The organism is Sphingosinicella xenopeptidilytica (assembly GCF_042676985.1).
Lineage (GTDB): Bacteria > Pseudomonadota > Alphaproteobacteria > Sphingomonadales > Sphingomonadaceae > Sphingosinicella > Sphingosinicella xenopeptidilytica.
Map to the genome: position 1 here is coordinate 365,542 of NZ_JBHTIK010000001.1, position 15,752 is coordinate 381,293.

At 66.8% G+C, this 15,752-nt stretch carries 13 protein-coding genes; 2 read left to right on the forward strand and 11 right to left on the reverse strand.

Annotated features, from left to right (window positions below; translation table 11 throughout):
• Positions 1 to 6 precede the first annotated feature (6 nt).
• The 8 genes from ACFQ00_RS01900 to ACFQ00_RS01935 are packed head-to-tail and all read right to left on the reverse strand — an operon-like array spanning position 7 to position 10,083.
• Entirely contained in the window at positions 7 to 420 is a 414-nt protein-coding gene (locus ACFQ00_RS01900; protein ID WP_381485371.1) for a Zn-ribbon domain-containing OB-fold protein, read from the reverse strand.
• Positions 417 to 2,021 carry an AMP-binding protein gene (locus ACFQ00_RS01905; RefSeq protein WP_381485893.1) on the reverse strand — a complete coding sequence of 535 codons (1,605 nt, stop codon included), beginning with the start codon at positions 2,019 to 2,021 and terminating at the stop codon, positions 417 to 419. The genes ACFQ00_RS01900 and ACFQ00_RS01905 overlap by 4 nt, the downstream gene beginning before the upstream one ends.
• 13 nt (positions 2,022 to 2,034) lie before the next feature.
• Positions 2,035 to 4,113, reverse strand: coding sequence for a hydantoinase B/oxoprolinase family protein (locus ACFQ00_RS01910; protein ID WP_381485374.1), 2,079 nt, complete (start codon positions 4,111 to 4,113; stop codon positions 2,035 to 2,037).
• Between the two features lie 12 nt (positions 4,114 to 4,125).
• Positions 4,126 to 6,267, reverse strand: a complete 2,142-nt coding sequence (locus ACFQ00_RS01915; protein WP_381485377.1) for a hydantoinase/oxoprolinase family protein — start codon at positions 6,265 to 6,267, stop codon at positions 4,126 to 4,128.
• A 14-nt stretch (positions 6,268 to 6,281) separates the two neighbouring features.
• Positions 6,282 to 7,055 (reverse strand): hypothetical protein, encoded by a 774-nt coding sequence (locus tag ACFQ00_RS01920; RefSeq protein ID WP_381485379.1) that lies wholly within the window; start codon positions 7,053 to 7,055, stop codon positions 6,282 to 6,284.
• Positions 7,052 to 7,390: an acetone carboxylase subunit gamma gene (locus tag ACFQ00_RS01925; RefSeq protein ID WP_381485382.1), complete on the reverse strand. Its 339-nt coding sequence runs from the start codon at positions 7,388 to 7,390 to the stop codon at positions 7,052 to 7,054. The genes ACFQ00_RS01920 and ACFQ00_RS01925 overlap by 4 nt, the downstream gene beginning before the upstream one ends.
• Positions 7,391 to 7,406: 16 nt before the next feature.
• Entirely contained in the window at positions 7,407 to 9,422 is a 2,016-nt protein-coding gene (locus tag ACFQ00_RS01930; protein ID WP_381485385.1) for a hydantoinase/oxoprolinase family protein, read from the reverse strand.
• Between the two features lie 49 nt (positions 9,423 to 9,471).
• Positions 9,472 to 10,083, reverse strand: coding sequence for a TetR/AcrR family transcriptional regulator (locus ACFQ00_RS01935; protein WP_381485389.1), 612 nt, complete (start codon positions 10,081 to 10,083; stop codon positions 9,472 to 9,474).
• A gap of 274 nt (positions 10,084 to 10,357) precedes the next feature.
• Here ACFQ00_RS01935 and ACFQ00_RS01940 point away from each other — a divergent pair, with 274 nt between their 5' ends.
• Together ACFQ00_RS01940 and ACFQ00_RS01945 are read left to right on the forward strand one after the other, a co-directional pair.
• Positions 10,358 to 11,227, forward strand: coding sequence for an alpha/beta fold hydrolase (locus tag ACFQ00_RS01940; RefSeq protein ID WP_381485392.1), 870 nt, complete (start codon positions 10,358 to 10,360; stop codon positions 11,225 to 11,227).
• Positions 11,224 to 12,000, forward strand: a complete 777-nt coding sequence (locus ACFQ00_RS01945; protein WP_381485394.1) for an SDR family oxidoreductase — start codon at positions 11,224 to 11,226, stop codon at positions 11,998 to 12,000. The genes ACFQ00_RS01940 and ACFQ00_RS01945 overlap by 4 nt, the downstream gene beginning before the upstream one ends.
• Here ACFQ00_RS01945 and recQ read toward each other — a convergent pair.
• Genes recQ through hisG form a run of 3 tightly spaced genes read right to left on the reverse strand, consistent with a single transcriptional unit; the run spans position 11,997 to position 15,704 of the window.
• Positions 11,997 to 13,769, reverse strand: a complete 1,773-nt coding sequence (gene recQ, locus ACFQ00_RS01950; protein WP_381485397.1) for a DNA helicase RecQ — start codon at positions 13,767 to 13,769, stop codon at positions 11,997 to 11,999. The two genes, ACFQ00_RS01945 and recQ, sit on opposite strands and share 4 nt — an antisense overlap.
• 8 nt (positions 13,770 to 13,777) lie before the next feature.
• Positions 13,778 to 15,058, reverse strand: coding sequence for a histidinol dehydrogenase (gene hisD, locus ACFQ00_RS01955; RefSeq protein WP_381485399.1), 1,281 nt, complete (start codon positions 15,056 to 15,058; stop codon positions 13,778 to 13,780).
• Positions 15,048 to 15,704: an ATP phosphoribosyltransferase gene (hisG, locus tag ACFQ00_RS01960; protein ID WP_381485401.1), complete on the reverse strand. Its 657-nt coding sequence runs from the start codon at positions 15,702 to 15,704 to the stop codon at positions 15,048 to 15,050. The genes hisD and hisG overlap by 11 nt, the downstream gene beginning before the upstream one ends.
• Positions 15,705 to 15,752: the final 48 nt, after the last annotated feature.

Consider the following 15,752-nt stretch of genomic DNA (forward strand, 5'->3'; position numbering starts at 1 on the left):
GTTGGATCAGTCTTTCAGTGCGGGCGTGAAATAGGGACGAATGCAGGGCTCGCCATTGAGACCAACGCCGAGCGCGCGGCTCTTCAGCGCGAGCGGCATCCCGATGCGGAAATCCTCGGTGTGTTCGGGATCGAGCAGCATGAAGATGCGCAGCGGGTGCGCATCGAGATCGACGTAGCCGACGGCATAAGGCGCGGGGAGGCCGAACGGCGGCTTGGTACGGATCACCGTGGCGCTGTAGAGCGTGCCGTGGCTGCCGAGGCTCACGGCTGCGGTTTCCGCCATGTCGTCCGGGCAATGCGTGCGTGCCGGGAAATGCTGCGCGCCACATAGGGGACAGCGGCTGCCGACGAGTTCGGCAAGCGTGCCATCTGCCTTGAAGATCCCTTCGGCGAAGGGCGGGAGATTGCCGCCGCTCATGCCGCTTCATCCTTCAGCAGCGCGTGCCATGCGGGATCGGACTCGCGGTCGTAGGTGTCGAGGGTGACGCCCTCGGCGCGGAGGGCGTATTTCTGCACGCGTTCGGTCGGCGTCTTGGGAAGTGCATCGAGGATGCGGACGTAGCGCGGCACCATGAAGCGCGCCATCTGACGGAGACAATGCTGCATCAATGCGATCGGTTCGAGGGTCTGGCCAGGGCGCAGCGTGAGGCAGATCATCACTTCGTCTTCGCCGAGTTCGGACGCGACCGCGACGGCCGCGGATTCGAGCACGGCGGGATGCGCGCTGACGCCGCGTTCCACCTCGTAGCTGGAGATGTTCTCGCCGCGCCGCCGCAGCGCGTCCTTCTTGCGGTCGACGAAATAATAATAGCCGTCCGCATCGCGCTTCAGATAGTCGCCGGTGTGGAACCACAGGTCGCGCCACGCTTCCACGGTCTTTTCCGGCATCCGATAATATTCCAGCATCATGCTGTTCATCGTCTTCGGCCGGATCAGCAATTCGCCGGGCGTGTCGTCGGGCACGTCGGCGCCGTCGTCGTCGACGAGCCGCACCTCGTATTGCGGAAGCGGCTGACCGCAGCATCCGGGGCGGCGGTGATCGATGCTGTTGTTGAGCGGAATGCCGATCTCGCTCATGCCGTAGCCTTCGACGAGACGGACGCCGAAGCGCGTTTCGAACGCCTCGAACAGATCCTTGGGCGCGCCCGCGCCCATCATCAGGCGGAGGCTGTTGTTCGCATCGTCAGGCGAGGGCGGTGCCTTCCAGAGGATCGGGAGAATACCCCCGATGTAGTTGAACGCCGTGCACTTGTACGTGCGCACCTCGTCCCAGAACGCCGAGGCCGAGAAGCGCCGCGCGAGCACCATGCGCGCGCCTGAAAGCAGCGCGGGAATCGTCGAGAGGAACTGCGCATTGCCGTGGAACAGCGGCAGCGCGTTGTAGAGGCAATCCTCGGGTGTGTAGCGGCAGCCTTCCGCGATGATCGCGGCCTGCATCAGCACGTAATTCTGTGGCAGCACCGCACCCTTGGACGGGCCGGTGGTGCCGGAGGTAAACATCACTGCGACCGGATCGGCGGGGCCGATCAGCGGCGCATCGCCAAGCGGTGCAGCGCTTTCCAGCGCGCTGAAATCGACGACCTGCTGCGGGATGCCGTCCAGCCCCGCACCGTCCAGCAGCGCCACGGTGCGCAGCTTCGGAAGATCGGCCGTGATGTCCTGAAGGCGATCCTGAAACGTGCCTTCCAGGATCAGCAGCGAGCAATCCGCCTGATCCAGCATGTAGTGCAGCAGCGTGCCGCGATGCGCCGTGTTGATCGGCACTTCGATGGCGCCGATCTGCGAAAGCGCGAACCAGCAGATGAGGAATTCCGGGCGGTTCCCCATCATGATCGCGACCTTGTCGCCGCGCCCGATGCCGCGCGCGGCAAGGCCGCCCGCAACGCGCGCTGCCGCGTCGTTCAGCGCGCCGAACGTGAAGTCCTTCCCTTCGAAATGAAGGAACGGATCGTTTGGGCGTTCGGCGGCCCGCTGTTTCAGCAGGCCGTGAACGGTGCGTTCGGCAACGTTCGCGAGCATGTCCACCGGCATCTCAGGCAGCGCGAAGCTGCACGATCGGCTGCATCCCGTCGCGCGGGTTCGGCCAGCTGCCGTAGTAGCGGAGGGCATCCTCGGGCGGCGAAAGCTTCGACCAGTCCTTCACGAAGTCGCCGTAGGGCTTCGCACGGGCGAGGCGCTCGGCACGTGCCGCCTTGCGTAGCGCATCGGTGCCCTCGGCGTCGAAGCGCATCGTCTCTGTGTCGTAGGCGATCTTGTAGATGTTCGCCGCCGCCCAGTGTGACACGCGGCCGTTCCGAAGATCGCCGAGCACACTCGCCGGTTCGCGCTCCAGCGGATCGCCGTAGCCGCCGCCACCGCCGACACCGACGTAATAGGTGTCACCGTCGTTGAACGGTTGCACGACCATGCTGACGTCCATTGCCTGCTTTGAACCGATCTCAGGATTGTTCGGGGCGAACACGCCGGAGAGGTCGTGCGGCAGCGGCGTCTCGCCGTCCGCCATCAGGGTTTTCAGGTTGCTGTCGTGCACGGTCTGCACAAACACCGGCGGCACGGCATAGCCGCCGAACAGGCCAAGCGTCGTCGGGAAGCGCGAGCCGCCGCCCATCGAGCCGAGCATGAAGCGGTTGGTATCGTGCACCATCAGCCCGAAGCCAACGCCGCAACCGCCGCGCTGCTTGCCGTGGCCGTAGCTGTTGTTGAAGAGATTGCGGAACGTGTAGAGGAACGGCCGGTCGCTTTCGGTCGCCTCGACGTCCGAGCAGTCGCTCATCGTAGCGAAGAACGCGCCTGCCGCTTCCACGCCGTCCATGTCCGGCCGCGCGCCGCAGCCCGTGGCGTTGATCTCGGGCGTGATGTCCGCGATGCCTTCGCCGAACTGGTTGATGCCGCCGAACGTCGGGATCGCGAAGCCCGAGAACCACGCCGCCACTGCGCGCGAGGAATCGTAGCTGTAGGTCATCCGCGCGCCGGTGAGGAAGATGCCCTGCGTGAAGCAGGTCTGCACCAGCGGCGCGAGCGATGTGGAGGCATCGCCCTTGGCGTTCACCATCGCATCGTCCGGGAAGCGCCAGTCGATGGCTTCGAGGAGGCCATTGTTGGCGGGCAGATCGTGGAACAGCCAGCCGCAGTAATAGACGCAGGAGAGGCCGAGAATGCCCTGGAAGAAGCTGTTGATCGGCCGGCCTTCGACGAGCGGCGAGGTGTTCTCGAAATCCATGATGATGCGGTCGCCCTGCTTGATCATGGTGAGATTGATCTTGGTGAGCCCGGATTCGGTGCCCACCGTGTCGAGGAAGCGCGGCTGCCGGTAGATGCCGTCGTTGAGCTCGGCGACGCGGCGCTTCGCGGCTTCGCCGGTCTGCGTCAGGATCCGGCGCAGGCCGCCGATGAAGAACTCCGGCCCCTTCTCCTCGATCACTTCGAGCACGCGGCGCTGCGCGATGCGCGCCGCGGCAAGGCGTGCCTTGATGTCGAGGATCATCGTGCGCGGATCGCGCGTCATCGCCGCCAGCATGTTGAGGATATCCTCACGCAGCTGGTAATTCTCGCCGATCTTGATTGGCGGAACCAGAAGCCCTTCGTCGTACTTGGTCTTCGCGGTATTGCAGGTGCCGCCGGGCTCGGTGCCGCCCGCCTCGCCGGTATGCACGGCGGCGGCGATGAAGCACATGAGTTCACCCTTGTAGAACACGGGCACGGCGAGCCCCATGTCGGCGTTGTGCACGCCGCCGTAGAAGGGGTCGTTGTAGAAGAAGCTGTCGCCATCGCGCACGCCCACGGAGGGCTCGTCGACCCAGTGCTTCACGGCATATTTCAGCGGCAGCTGGCCGAGCACGGCGTGGTGATAGATGCCGGTTGCGCAGACGCTGAGATCGCCCTGCCGCGTGAAGACGCCGAAGGCGACGTCGCCCCAGCGCATCGCGGTGGAGGCGCCGAGCTTCATCGTCGTCTCTTTGCCCTCAAGCGCGATCATGTGCATCTTGTGCTTGAAGATATCGAACTCGACGGGATCGATGTGCGCCTGTGCGGCGGCTTCGGCCTCGGTCATCGGTTCGGGGCGCAGGCGCTGAACCACTTCGTGGTCACGGGCGTAGGCTATGCCGGTCATGTTCTCTCTCCCTCAGGCGCTGCGTTCGAGGACGCCGTTCCGCCAGGCGTCGATGTGGAAGGTCCAACCCGGCGCGACGACATAGGTCGTGTCGGGGCTTTCGATGACGGCGGGGCCGGCGAGCCGGTTGCCGGGTTTTAGACGGCGCGCGTCGTAGATCGGTGTGGCGACGAAGCCGTCCGCCGGGTCCCAGTAGACGGGGCGTGTTTCGGTCTTCGCGCCTGCATCCGGCTCGGCCGCGGCGAGCGTTTCGGCGGGCAGCGCGAAGGGATCCTGCGCGACGGACGCGGTGAGGAAGAAGCTCTCCACGTTGATGCCGCCCGCGGGGAAGGTCGCCTCTGGCGAATAGACCTCGGCGTAGCGCGCGGTGAACGCATCGCAGAGCGCCTTCACGTCGTCCGCATTGTCGAGCCGCAGCTTCGGCGCGGTGACGCGCGTCATGTTGTATTGGCTGCCGTAGCGCATATCGAGTTCGAGCCGGAACGCCATGTCGCGCTCGTTGAAGCCTTCGAGTTTCAGGTCGCGCGTCGCGAGATCGACGAGTTCCGAGACGAGATCGTTGAACGGTGCGAGATCGGAAAGATACGCCTGCTCCGACCAGTTGAAGAGCTTCAGCGAACGCGAACGTTCCCACACTTCCTTGATCGCCATCGTCGAGGCGCCGAACGCGCCGAACACCGACGATTGCAGCGGCACGACGATCTTGCTGACGCCGATGAACGGCGCGAAGCCCACCGCGTGCGCACCGCCCGCGCCGCCGCAGGCATAGAGAACGAAGGTGCGCGGGTCGTGACCCTTCAGCGCGACCTCGTTGAACACTTCCTGGCCCATGCGCGCGTCGATCATGCGGCGGATGCGCCATGCGGCTTCCTCCACCGGAATACCGAGCGGCTGTGCGATCTTCTCGCTGATCGCCTTCTTCGCGAGATCGATATCGAGCAGCATTTCGCCGCCGAGATAATTCTCGGCATTGTAGAGGCCGAGCACGAGATCGGCGTCGGTCACGGTCGGCTCCTTGCCGCCCTTGTCGTAGCAGGCCGGTCCCGGCATCGATCCGGCCGATTGTGGACCGACCTCAAGCGTGTCGCCGAGCGTGCGGTTGATCCACGCGATCGATCCGCCGCCCGCGCCGATCGATTTCACTTCGATGGCCGGGATGTTGGTGCGCCAGCGGTCGATCACCGGGATGAAATCGTGCGCCTTGATCGCGCCGCCCTCGATGAGGCCGATGTCGAACGAGGTGCCGCCCATGTCGGTGAAGACGATGTTGCCGTCCGCCGAGAGGCCGCCGAGCGCCGCGGCGCCGTGCAGACCCGCGACCGGCCCGGCGTTGTGCGTCAGCACGGCGCGCGTGCGCGACGCCTTCTTGGTGCCGCCGGTGTTGTGGACGAGCGTCAGCGGCTTCCTGTAGCCGCCATCGCGCAGTTCGTTGCCGAGCTTGTTCAGCTCTTCCGCCATCAGGCCGTGGATGTAGGCGTTGACAACCGCGGTCATCGTGCGCGTGTATTCACCCGCCTTGGGCGAGATTTCCGACGACAGGATCACCGGCATCGAGCCGAGATAATCCTCGGGATATTCCTCCTCGATCACCTGCTTGATGAACTGCTCGTGCTCGGGGTTCACGAACGACCAGAGCAGCGAGACGACGAAACCCTGCGCCCCGCGATCGACGAGCGACTGCAGCTTTTCGAGAACCTCTTCGCGCGAAAGCGGCGCGATGATCTTGCCTGCGTAATCGATGCGCTCGCGCACGCCGACGACCATCTGCGGATCGATCAGCGGTGCGGGCTTTTCGATGCGCGCGAGGTCGCGGCCCTGCTGCCAGCCGAGGCCGTCCGCCCAGCTGCGCCCGCGCCCGATGAAGATCGTGTCCTCGAAACCCGCGGTGGTGATGAGGCCGAGCTTGGGGCCGGTGCGCTCGATGAGCGCATTGGTGCCCACCGTCGTCGAATAGCGCACGCTCGAAAGACCGCTCAGGAATTCAGGCAGCTTCAGTTTCAGCCCCTTCGCGAGCAGCCCCATGCCGCGCATGAAGCCGACCGAAAGGTCGTAGTGCGTCGTCGGCGTTTTCGCCGTGTGGAAGCCTCCGCCCTCGTGGGCGCAATAGAAGTCGGTGAACGTACCGCCGACGTCGATGCCTACCGTGTAACTCATCGCTGCCTCGTCCCTCAAGGTTGGCGGGCACCGTTGAAGGCGCCCATGAATGCGTGCATGGTTTCCACCGGCAGCGGATCGGGTCCGCCGCCGAGCGTCGTGATGATGAGCGGACGCGTCGCCGCGAGTGCGGCCGCGTTGCTCGTCGCCGCTGTGTCGTTTGCCGCCAGCGCGATTCCCGCGATGGGGCCTTCGGCGGCGATGCGGTCCAGAAGGGCGGCATCTGCCGCGCCTGCCGCGATCACCGCATCGGGTTTCAGTCGCACAGCCGTATCGGCGGCGTCTTCATCCGGGATCGCCATGATGATGCCGAGCGGCACGTCGAAATAGGAGGCGACGTTGCGCAGCGTGTTGAACAGCTTGCGCGCGCCCATGCCGGCGAGTTCCGATGCTGCTACCGTGCTTTCGTCGAACAGCAGCAGCGCCGGACGTGCCTCGCCGATCGCCTCGACGATGCCCGTCAGCACCTCCTTCGCGGCGTCGGCGTCGCTCGTCGCGGCAAGCGTCACCGGGCCGGGCAGAATGGGGACGACCGGGCGGCCATTCTCTGCGGCGAGGCGGCGGACCGCTTCTACCGTACTCGCACTGTCCGACGCATCGATTTCGATGACGATGGCATCGGTGCCGAACAGCGCGGCGATACGCTTCGCCGCCTGCACGATCTGCCCCGCATCGGCGGCAAACGCGCTCCACGGCTGGCCGCACACCGGCGCGGCCGCCGCCGCAAGGCGCGGCAGCACCGCCGCGCCTGCGTCGCCGCCGAGAACAGAGGCCAGCCGGTTCGTCATGCGGCGGCGCCGTGGCGGCGCTTCAGCGCGGCGATATCGAGTTCGATCTCGTGCGTGATCGGGTGGCCCGGCGGCAGATACTCGTTTTCCAGCATCGTCGCGCAGCCGGGGCAGTAGAACTCCACGAGACGGCAATATGTGCTGTCCGGCGTGAAGCTGTAGTTGCCCTCCGCGACGAGCGGCGGATGCACTTTTTCAAGCGGCTGTTCGGCGACGACGCAGCCTTCCTTGTAATTCCCGTGTGCGGTGCCGAGATCGTGGCCGCAGCGGTTGCAGCGCCACGTTTCCGTGGGCAGGTCGATATCGAGATACTCGGTGATGCGGACTTTGCTCATTGTTCGGCTCCGGGCCTTAGTTCCGTTCGAGAAGCGCGTTGTCGTAAGCGTCGATGCCGAGGCTCCAGCCTTCGGGCACGAGGATCGTCGTCTGGTTCGATTCCACGATTCCAGGGCCGGAAAGCGTGTGGCCCGGGCCCATGCGCGCACGGTCGTAAACTGGGGTCGCGATGCGCTCCGGTCTGCCGAACCACACCTGCCGGTCGGCAAGGCGCGCGGCTGCGAGATCGGTTGCTGCCGTCTGTCCCTGCCGCCATTCGAAATGCGGCACGCGCGCAGAGGCGCTGTAGGCGATGCTGGCAAGACGCAGCGGACCCGCGGCGCCGAGGGCTTCGCGTGCGGCGACAAGCGCTGCGGCGGCGGCATCGGCGTCGGAGACAGCCTCGGTTTCGGCGCCCACGAGGATTTCGGGCTCACCGCCAGCGCCGGTCCAGAAGAGTTGCAGCCGCGCCTCGGCGTCGGTCGGTTCGAAACCCTCGCCGCGCATGTCGCGCGCGGCTTCGGTGGCCATTTCCGCAAAGAGCGTGCCTGCGGAGAGCAGGTCGCTCGCGCTTTCCACGAGAATGTCCGCGCGGCGGTAATAGATGTGGCCCACGTCCATCAGCGATGAACCGAATGCCGAGGAGACGGCGGAGAAGGGCGTGATGATCACGCGGCTGACGCCCGCATTCACCGCAATGTCCGCAGCATGAATCGCGCCCGCGCCGCCGTAGGCGATGACGGGAAGACCGCTTGGGCGCCCAAGCCTCTCGGCGACCGCGCCGACCGCCTTGCCCATCGCGCTTTCCACGTTGCGGCGGATGGCGAGCGCTGCGTCTTCGATGCTGAGCCCCAGCGGCTGCGCGACGGCGGCGTCGATCGCGGCGCGGGCCTTTTCGAGGTCGAGCGTCATGCCGCCGCCGAGGAAGCGTGCGGGATCGAGGATGCCGAGCACGAGGTTCGCGTCCGTCACTGTCGCCTTCGTGCCCCCGAGCCCGAAACAGGCGGGGCCGGGAAGCGCGCCCGCCGATTGCGGCCCGACTTTCAGTACGCCTTCTTCGACCTCGGCGATCGAACCGCCGCCCGCGCCGAGCGCGTCGATCGCCATCATCGGCAGGTTGCAGGCGAAGCCCTCGACTTCGGGCTGCAGCGCGTAGCTCGCCTGTCCGCCCTCCACGTAACTGATGTCGAACGAGGTGCCGCCCATGTCGGTGGCGATCAGCGTCTCGGCGCCGTAGAGCACGCCGATGGCGCGCGCGCCGTAAAGTCCGCCCGTGGGCCCGCTGTTGTAGGTGTTGATCGCGCGCGTCTTGGCGACGCGGGCGACCGCGCCGTTGTTGTGACCGATGAAGAGCGTGCCGCGATAGCCGCGCAGGCGCAGCTCCTCGCCCGCCTTGTAGAGCAGGCGCGCGAGCTTGCCATGGATATAGGCGTTGAGCACGGCGGCGTTGATGCGCTCGCGCGTGCCCGGCCGCGCCGAGATGTCGGAGGCGAGGAAGGTGGGCACCGAGCCGAGATAATCGCGCGGATACTCGGCCTTGATCACCGCGCGCACGCGGCGCTCGTTCGCCGGATTGAGATCGGAGTTCCCAAGCGCGACGACGATGCCGCGTGCGCCACGGTCGATCAGCGTCTGCGCCGCATCGAGAATGGCGGCGGCGTTTGGCGATGCCGTCACCGTACCGTCGGCGCTCACGGCCTCGGCGATGCCGATCACCATGTCCGGCGCGACGAGCGGCGACTTGCCCTCTTCGTCGTGCGTCGGCGCCAGCGCTTCCGATCCTGCTGTAACGATGAGCCCGATCTTGGAGCCGTTGCGCTGGATGATCGTGTTCGTGCCGATCGTGTTCGAGAAGCGGATGATGTCCGTCTCGCCGAGGAAGTCCTCGATGCCGCGTTCGAACGCCTCGGCGCCCGCGCTGATGCAGTCGAGGAAGCAGGCGGTGAGGTCGTGCGGCGTCGTCGGCACTTTCACGGTGCGCACGTCGCCGTCCCGCACGATGAAGCCGTCGGTGAAGGTGCCGCCGGTGTCGATGTCGATGGTGATGCCCATGAGGTTTTCGTTTTCCCTTGGCCGGCCTGTCCGGCGATTTGCCTATTGTTCAGAAGCCGGTGCCGCGCAGGATGAAGGCGAGCACCTGATCGACGGTCTGCTCGCGCTTCGCCTGGCCTGCGGAGGGTTTCGACCAGCGCAGGTACCAGTTGATGACGCCGAGCATGTTGAACGCGGTGATGCGGATGTCGCCGTCCGCAAGAAGGCCCACGGCGCGTAGACCTTCGAGTTCTGCGACGTAGATGGTGAGGATTTCGCGCTGGATGCGCTTGTTGGCCTTGTTGCCGCTTGCGGAGAGGCGCTCCTCGTCGATGAAGAAGATGCGCGATTCCCGCCGGTATTGTTCCGAGACGTCCAGATGTTCGCGCACCAGCGCGGCGATCCGGTCGCGCGGCGCTGAAACACCGTCGATCGCACCGCGCAGGCGGCCCGGAAGCGCCTTCACCGAGCGTTCGAGGATGGCGAGCCAGAGCGCCTCCTTGTTCTCGAAATAGTGGTAGACGTTGGAAACGCTGCGTCCCACCGCGTCGGCGATGTCGCGGATCGAGGTGCCCGCGAAGCCGTTGCGGGCGAACAGCTCCACCGCGACTTCCACGAGTTCCTCGCGGCCCCGCGCCTCACGGGCGGCAGGCGAATTCTTCAGGCTGACGACGCGCGCCATACACTCTCCCCAGGTTCCAGTCCGCCGAATCGCGGATCTTGTCTGTTCTATCACGGCTTCGAATCAAGCTGTCTAGAACGATCGTTCTATAATTGGATGATCGGTCGAAGATTTGTCAAGAGACGAGTTTGTGATCTGCGAATTTAGTTTATCTATCTGTTTTTCATGAATAAAAAATTCAGTTGAGCAAGAAGGTGCATGACGGCATATTCTGGTTTCCGAAAAGATCGACCGATCGGTCTATTTATAATTCTGTTCCTGAGGGGGAGTTGACATGGACGGCGCCTATTCGCGGCTGATCCCCATTGATGCCGAGCGTATGCACGTGCGCATCTGGGATGCGGACGGTCCCACCGTGATGATCGCGCACGGTGTCACGGGCACCAGCGCCGATCACACCCCGCTCGCGCGCAACCTGCGGGCGCGCGGCTTCCGCGTGATCGCACCCGATGCGCCGGGCTGCGGCCGGTCCGATCCGTCGCCCGATCCCGAGAACGGCTACGGTCTCGGCACGATGGCGGTCATCGTGGGCCGCTTCCTCGATGCGGTCGCGGACGGTCCCGTGCACTGGGTGGGCGCCTCCAAGGGCGGTGCGCTCGGCATCCGCCTCGCGGGCGAGACGCCGGAGCGCATCGCCAGCCTCGTGCTTTACGATGTCGGCACCACGCTTCCCGATGCGATGCGCAGCGTGCTCGGCGAGCGGCTCGGCGGCCCGCCGCGCTTTCCGAACATGGGCGCGTTCCGCGAGCATGTCGGGCGCTTCTTCGAGCGCGCCGGGGCAACGCTTTCGGCAGATCGGCTCGACGAGATCACCATCGGCTGGTCGCGCCGCCTCGACGATGGCGGTGTTGGCTATCACTACGATCCGGCACTCTCCAACCAGTTCCGCAACAACCCGGAAGACTTCGCGCTGTGGCCGTGGTGGGACCGTGTCGCCTGCCCGGCGCTCATCATGCGCGGCGAGCGCTCGACCGTGCTGAGCGAAGCGGAGCTTGCCGAGATGGCCGCGCGCAACCCGCGCGCCGCCGCGCACACCGTGCCGGGCGCCGTGCACGTCGACATGCTCGACAGTGCGGAGATGCAGAACACGATCATTGATTTCATCACGGCCCAAGGGCTGTCCGGGGAGGGAGTCGCAGCATGACAGGACGGGTTCAGGACAAGGTCGCGGTCATCACCGGCGCCGCGGGAGGCCTCGGCCTTGCGATGGCGGAGGCGCTTGGGTGCGAAGGCGCGGTCGTCGTCATCACCGATATCGACGCGGCGCGCGGCGAAGCCTCTGCGGCGGACCTTGGCGGCAAGGGCATCCGTGCCCGCTTCGTGCGCCACGATGCGACCACGCCCGAGGACTGGGAGCGTCTGACGGCGGACGTGCTCGCGAACGAAGGCCGCATCGACGTCCTCGTCAACAACGCGGGCGGCGGGCTCGACATGGACATCGAGAGCATGGATTTCGCGCACTACAAGCGCATGATCGCGCTCAATCTCGATACCGCGTTCCTCGGCTGCAAATACGGTATCGCCGCGATGAAGGGTCGCGGCGGCTCGATCATCAACATCTCGTCGGTCGGCGGCCTCATCGGCACGGCGGCGCTGCCCGCATACTCGGCCGGGAAGGGCGGCGTGCGGCTGCTCACGAAGTGCGTCGCGGCGCACTGCGGCCAGCGCGGCTACGGCATCCGCGTCAACAGCGTCCACCCCGGCCTCATCCGCACAGCGGCGGGCGTCGAGGTGACGCGCATGGCGACGGGCCTCGACGAGGAGGGCGCGATTGCCGCCTTCGCCTCGCTGCACCCGATCGGCCGCGTCGGCCAGCCGCACGAGATCGCGAACGGCGTCGTCTTCCTCGCCTCCGACGAATCGAGTTTCATGACCGGCTCGGAGCTCGTCATCGACGGCGGTTACACCGCCGTCTAGCCGTCGAACGCCCGGATCGTCTCGATGAAGCGGTCGCCGTAAGCATCGAGTTTGCGCGCGCCGACGCCGGAAATCTCGGAAAGATCATCGCGCGAGGTCGGCCGCGCCGCCGCCATCTCGCGCAGCGTGCTGTCGTGGAATATGACGTAAGGCGGCACGCCCGCCTCCTGGGCGAGCGCGCGGCGGCAGGCGCGCAGTGCCTCGAACATCGGATCGTCGACCGGATTCTCGCCCTGTGCCCTCTGTCCGCGCCGAGTACGCTCGCGGCGCGGCGGCAGTACCAGCGTCACGCTCTCCTCGCCGCGCAGGATCGCGCGCGCCCCGGGGCCAAGCGCGAGCCCGCCGTGCTCGGTAGGCGTCACCGCCTCATGCACCAGCAGCGCGCGCGATACCGGCTTCAGCAGCGGCGCGTCCTCGGCGGAAACGATGCCGAACACGGTGAGGCTGTCGTGCCCACGCGCGCGAACCTTCTCGCTCGCCTTGCCGGTCAGCACCTCTTCGAGGTGACCGATGCCGTAGCTCTGCCCGGTGCGGTAGACGGCGGAGAGGAATTTGCGCGCCGTCTCCGTGGCGTCGATGCTCGCGGGCGGATTGAGGCAGTTGTCGCAATTGCCGCACGTCTGCGGCGGGCTCTCGCCGAAATGTCTCAGCAGCACGGCACGGCGACACCCGCCGGTTTCGACAAGTGCACCGAGCGCCGAGATGCGCGCGCGCTCGCCCGCCTGCCGGGCCTCCTCGACCTCGGCCACCCTCAGCCGGGCGCGCGCGAAATCTTCCGCACCCCAGAACAGATGCGCCTCGGCGGGCTCGCCGTCGCGCCCCGCGCGGCCGCTTTCCTGGTAATAGCCCTCGATCGATTTCGGCAGGCCCGCGTGCGCAACGAAGCGCACGTCGGGCTTGTCGATACCCATGCCGAACGCGACCGTCGCCACCATCACCATGTCCTCGCTGGCGATGAATGCGGACTGGTTCCGGGCGCGGATCTCAGGCGCGAGCCCCGCGTGATAGGGCAGCACGCGCCGCCCGCCGCGCGCCAATGTCTCGGCGAGGGTCTCGGTCGCCGCGCGCGTCTGCGCGTAGACGATGCCGGGGCCGGGATTGGCCGCCAGAAGGTCGCCGAGCTGCCGCGTCAGCCCGTTTCGCGGGTGCACGGTGTAGCGGATGTTCGGCCGGTCGAACCCCGCGACGATCATGCCCTCTTCGGGGATGCCGAGCGCGGCGAGCACGTCCGTCCGCGTGTGCGCGTCGGCGGTGGCGGTCAGCGCCAACCTTGGCACATGCGCGAAGTCGTCGAGCAGCGGCCGCAGCAGGCGGTAATCGGGCCGGAAATCGTGGCCCCATTCCGAAACGCAGTGCGCCTCGTCGATCGCGAACATCGAAATGCGCGCATCGTCGAGAAGCTGGCGGAACCCGTCGCCGCTCGCGCGCTCCGGCGCCACGTACAGCAGGTCGAGTTCGCCCGCGCACAGCCGCCGCTGCGTCTCCCAGCGGTCGGTATCCACCGAGGTGAGGCTCGCTGCGCGGATGCCCACGGCCTCGGCGGCGCGAAGCTGATCGTGCATCAGCGCAATCAGCGGCGAGATGACGACGCAGCAGCCCTCCATGGCAACGGCGGGAAGCTGGTAGCACAGCGACTTGCCCGCACCCGTCGGCATGATGGCGAGCGTATGCTGGCCTGCAAGCACGCGCGAAACGACGTGCTCCTGCACGCCCCGGAAGGCGGGAAAGCCGAAAACCTCGTGAAGGATGGCGGCGGGATCGCGTCGCATGGTCTGCCTCAACCGAGGCGGCGCGTCACCGAAAGCGCGTGCGCGGGCAGGCCTTCCGCTTGCGCCAGGCGTGCTGCGGCCGGGCCGACGGCGGCGAAGCCTTCGGCCGAGCAGTCGAGGAAGGTCGTCCGCTTCATGAAGTCCGCGACCGAAAGCCCGGAGGAGAAGCGCGCGCGGCGCCCCGTCGGCAGCGTGTGGTTCGGCCCGCCGAGATAGTCGCCGATCGCCTCGGGCGTGCGGTAGCCCATGAACACTGATCCCGCGTGGCGCACGCGCGCGAACATCGCCTGCGGGTCGGCGATGCTGAGCGCGAGGTGCTCGGGCGCGAGCGCGTCGATCAGAGCGGGGGCCTCGTCGAGGCTCTTCACCGTGATGATCGCGCCGAAGCGTGCCCAGCTTTCGCGGGCCACGTCCGCGCCGAGTTCGTCGAGCGCCGAGTCCGCCGCCTTCGCCGTCCGCGCGGCGAGGTCCGCGTCGTCGGTGATGAGGATCGCCTGCGCGACGCGGTCGTGTTCAGCCTGGCTCAAAAGGTCGGCGGCGAGCCAGTCCGGGTTCGCGGCGCTGTCCGCGACCACCAGGATTTCCGAAGGTCCCGCGACCATGTCGATGCCGACGCGCCCGTAAAGCTGCCGCTTGGCTTCGGCGACGTAGGCGTTGCCAGGGCCGGTGATCTTGTCCACCGGGCGGATCGTGTCCGTGCCGAAGGTCAGCGCCGCGATCGCCTGCGCGCCGCCGACGCGGTAGATTTCGTCTACACCTGCAAGGCTTGCAGCATAGAGCACCAGCGGATTGACCGCGCCGCCCGGCGTCGGCGTCGTCATCACAAGGCGGCGCACGCCCGCGACCTTCGCAGGGATCGCGTTCATCAGCACCGTGGAAGGATAGCTCGCGAGCCCGCCGGGCACGTAGATGCCCACGTCGTCGATCGCCGACCAGCGCCACCCGGCGCGCACGCCCGCGGCGTCCACGGCATCGTGGTCGGCCGGAAGCTGCCCCACGTGAAACGCGCGGATGCGCTCCGCAGCAAGCTCCAGCGCCGCACGCAGGTCGGGCTCGATTTGATCCTTCGCGGCGCTGATTTCAGCTTCAGTGAAGCGCAGCGTCGTCATGTCCGTTCGGTCGAAGCGCCGCGTCAGTTCAAAAAGCGCCACGTCGCCGCGTGCACGGACGTCGGCGATAATCCCGGAAACCGCCGCCGAAACGTCGGTCGCCGTCTCGCGCCCGGCATCGACGAAATCCGCGAAACGCGCCGCGAAGTCCCCGTCGGCGGTTGAAAGCTCAAGCGGCACCGGCGGCCTCCCGGAAGCGCTCGATCCACGGCGCGATCGCCGCCGCCTTGGTCTTGAACGCCGCGCGGTTGACGATGAGGCGGCTCGTCACATCGGCGATCTTCTCGACCTCGACGAGTCCGTTCTCCTTCAGCGTCCGCCCGCTCGACACGAGGTCGACGATGCGCTGGGTGAGGCCAAGGCGCGGCGCAAGCTCCATCGCGCCGTTCAGCTTCACGCACTCCGCCTGCACGCCGCGCGCCGCGAAGTGCTGGCTGGTGAGGTTCGGGTACTTGGTCGCAACGCGCACGTGGCTCCAGCTCCTCGGGTCGTCCCCCGCCGCCATCTCGGCAGGTTCCGCCACCGAAAGCCGACAGTGCCCGATGCCGAGGTCGACGGGCGCGTAAATCTCGGAGTAGGCGAACTCCATCAGCACGTCGTTCCCCGCGATGCCGAGGTCTGCCGCGCCGTGCGCCACGAAGGTTGCGACGTCGAACGCGCGCACGCGGATCAGCGAAAGCCCGGGCACGTTCGTGGCGAATTGCAGCGCGCGGCTGCTCTCGTCGGCGAACGCAGGTTCGGGTTCGATTCCGGCGCGCGCGAGCAGCGGCAACGCTTCCTCAAGGATGCGTCCCTTAGGGATTGCAAAGACCAGTTCCGTTTTCATCGCGACTGCCTGTAAAGAAGGCGGTGCTGCGCCGCAACGGAGTCGGCG

Bases quoted from the DNA above. Each gene is read 5' to 3' on its own strand.
- recQ (WP_381485397.1), bottom strand. From the start codon at position 13,769: ATGCGACGCGATCCCGCCGCCATCCTTCACGAGGTTTTCGGCTTTCCC.
- ACFQ00_RS01945 (WP_381485394.1), top strand. From the start codon at position 11,224: ATGACAGGACGGGTTCAGGACAAGGTCGCGGTCATCACCGGCGCCGCG.
- ACFQ00_RS01905 (WP_381485893.1), bottom strand. From the start codon at position 2,021: ATGCTCGCGAACGTTGCCGAACGCACCGTTCACGGCCTGCTGAAACAG.
- ACFQ00_RS01940 (WP_381485392.1), top strand. From the start codon at position 10,358: ATGGACGGCGCCTATTCGCGGCTGATCCCCATTGATGCCGAGCGTATG.
- ACFQ00_RS01930 (WP_381485385.1), bottom strand. From the start codon at position 9,422: ATGGGCATCACCATCGACATCGACACCGGCGGCACCTTCACCGACGGC.
- ACFQ00_RS01915 (WP_381485377.1), bottom strand. From the start codon at position 6,267: ATGAGTTACACGGTAGGCATCGACGTCGGCGGTACGTTCACCGACTTC.
- ACFQ00_RS01900 (WP_381485371.1), bottom strand. From the start codon at position 420: ATGAGCGGCGGCAATCTCCCGCCCTTCGCCGAAGGGATCTTCAAGGCA.
- ACFQ00_RS01935 (WP_381485389.1), bottom strand. From the start codon at position 10,083: ATGGCGCGCGTCGTCAGCCTGAAGAATTCGCCTGCCGCCCGTGAGGCG.
- hisG (WP_381485401.1), bottom strand. From the start codon at position 15,704: ATGAAAACGGAACTGGTCTTTGCAATCCCTAAGGGACGCATCCTTGAG.
- ACFQ00_RS01920 (WP_381485379.1), bottom strand. From the start codon at position 7,055: ATGACGAACCGGCTGGCCTCTGTTCTCGGCGGCGACGCAGGCGCGGCG.
- ACFQ00_RS01925 (WP_381485382.1), bottom strand. From the start codon at position 7,390: ATGAGCAAAGTCCGCATCACCGAGTATCTCGATATCGACCTGCCCACG.
- ACFQ00_RS01910 (WP_381485374.1), bottom strand. From the start codon at position 4,113: ATGACCGGCATAGCCTACGCCCGTGACCACGAAGTGGTTCAGCGCCTG.